The 1,628-nt window shown below is 69.3% G+C and carries 3 protein-coding genes; 2 read left to right on the top strand and 1 reads right to left on the bottom strand.

The features are described from left to right. The coding region (locus QH283_RS22530; protein ID WP_280504953.1) for an ATP-binding cassette domain-containing protein at window positions 1–679 on the top strand (679 nt) is incomplete at its 5' end. Between the two features lie 83 nt (window positions 680–762). After that, window positions 763–1,011: a helix-turn-helix domain-containing protein gene (locus QH283_RS22525; RefSeq protein ID WP_280504952.1), complete on the top strand. Its 249-nt coding sequence runs from the start codon at window positions 763–765 to the stop codon at window positions 1,009–1,011. A gap of 33 nt (window positions 1,012–1,044) precedes the next feature. Here the strand turns inward: QH283_RS22525 and QH283_RS22520 are convergent. Beyond that, window positions 1,045–1,628, bottom strand: a 584-nt coding sequence (locus QH283_RS22520) for an ATP-grasp domain-containing protein (RefSeq protein ID WP_432420763.1), incomplete at its 5' end; no start/stop codon positions are given.

The following is a 1,628-nucleotide window of genomic DNA, read 5'->3' as shown; positions in this document are numbered from 1 at the left end:
AATGCCCCCCACCGAACCGTCACCTGTCGGCCTGTTGATCGTCGTCACCCTGCTCACCCAAGCGTTGAACCTCACCAAGGTCTACGGCTCGCTGGAGATCTTCACCGGTGTCGATCTGGCCATCGACCGCGGCTCGCGGGTCGTGGTGCTCGGCCTGAACGGCGCGGGCAAGACCACGCTGCTGCGATTGCTGGCCGGTGTGGAGCAGCCGACGGCGGGCGGGCTGGTGCCGGGCCACGGTCTCAAGATCGGCTATTTCGCCCAGGAACACGACACCCTCGACGACAACGCGACGGTCTGGGAGAACATCAGGCACGCCGCTCCCGATGCCGGTGAGCAGGACCTTCGCGGTCTGCTGGGCGCGTTCATGTTCACCGGCCCGCAGTTGGAGCAGCCGGCGGGCACGCTGTCCGGCGGCGAGAAGACCCGCCTGGCGTTGGCGGGCCTGGTCTCCTCGGCGGCCAATGTGCTGCTGCTCGACGAGCCGACGAACAATCTCGATCCGGTCTCGCGCGAGCAGGTGCTCGACGCGCTGCGCACCTACGCGGGCGCGGTCGTGCTGGTGACCCACGATCCCGGCGCGGCCGAGGCGCTGGCGCCCGAGCGGGTCATCCTGCTGCCGGACGGCACCGAGGATCACTGGTCGGCCGAGTACCTCGAGCTGATCCAACTGGCGTGAGCTGAGTCACATCATTTCGTTGATCGTTTCCTGTCGAGTGCTTAGCCTGGAATGACGCGCTGCTCGGCGACTCGGAGGAAGCCATGAGCGACAGGCCCACACAGAACAAGAACACCTTGACCAAGGGCACCCGCGTCACGGGGAAGTCACGTGACCGTCTGCAGAACCAGTTGAAGAAGCAATACGAGGCCGGGGCGAGCATTCGCTCGCTGGCCCGCGCCACCGGCCGTTCCTACGGTTTCATCCACAATGTGCTGGTGGAATCGCACGTGCAGTTGCGCAGCCGCGGCGGGGCGAACCGGCGCAAGAATCCCGACAAGTCCGGCAAGTAGGTCGTCGGCGGGTGGCGCCGGGCGAGCCGGACCTCACCGTCCGGTGACCATCTCGTCGTCGGCCAGCAGGTCGGCGATCGAGCGGAACATCGGCAGTCCGGTCGCGGTCACGAGGTGGTCGAACCGGCCGCGCGGGTCGACTTCGAGGAAGTAGTACTCCCCGTCGAGGCCGACGCGCAGGTCCAGCACGCCGAAACCCAGGCCGAGCGCGCCCATCAGGGTGGCCAGCGACTTGCTCACCGAGGCGGGCAGGGTGGTCGCCGAAAAGCTGACCTCGACGGCCGGCCGGTCGACCAGGCGCTGCACCCCGGGCGGGGCGTCCACGCGCACCGTCCACTCGACGCCGTCGACCCACACCACCCGCAGTTCGCACTCGGACTGCACGTAGACCTGGAAGGCGGCCGGGCACCGCCGGATGTCCGACATCCGCGCGAAGTCCTCGCGGGTGACGATCCGCGCCTGGGGGCAGGATCCGCGCCGGGTGCCGTCGCGCTTGAAAACCACCGGCCCCGGCCGGGGTTCGGTGAAGCTGCGGGGCGCGTCGGGGTCGTTGGTGACCAGCGTCTCCGGCCCCCGCCCGCCCCCGCGCCCGGCGGGGTCCCCCAGGCCCCACCCCC

Origin of the sequence: Nocardia farcinica, from assembly GCF_029867845.1 — a bacterium.
GTDB lineage: Bacteria > Actinomycetota > Actinomycetes > Mycobacteriales > Mycobacteriaceae > Nocardia > Nocardia farcinica_A.
Note: the sequence above shows the minus strand (reverse complement) of the source record. Positions and strands in the feature narration are given on the sequence as shown.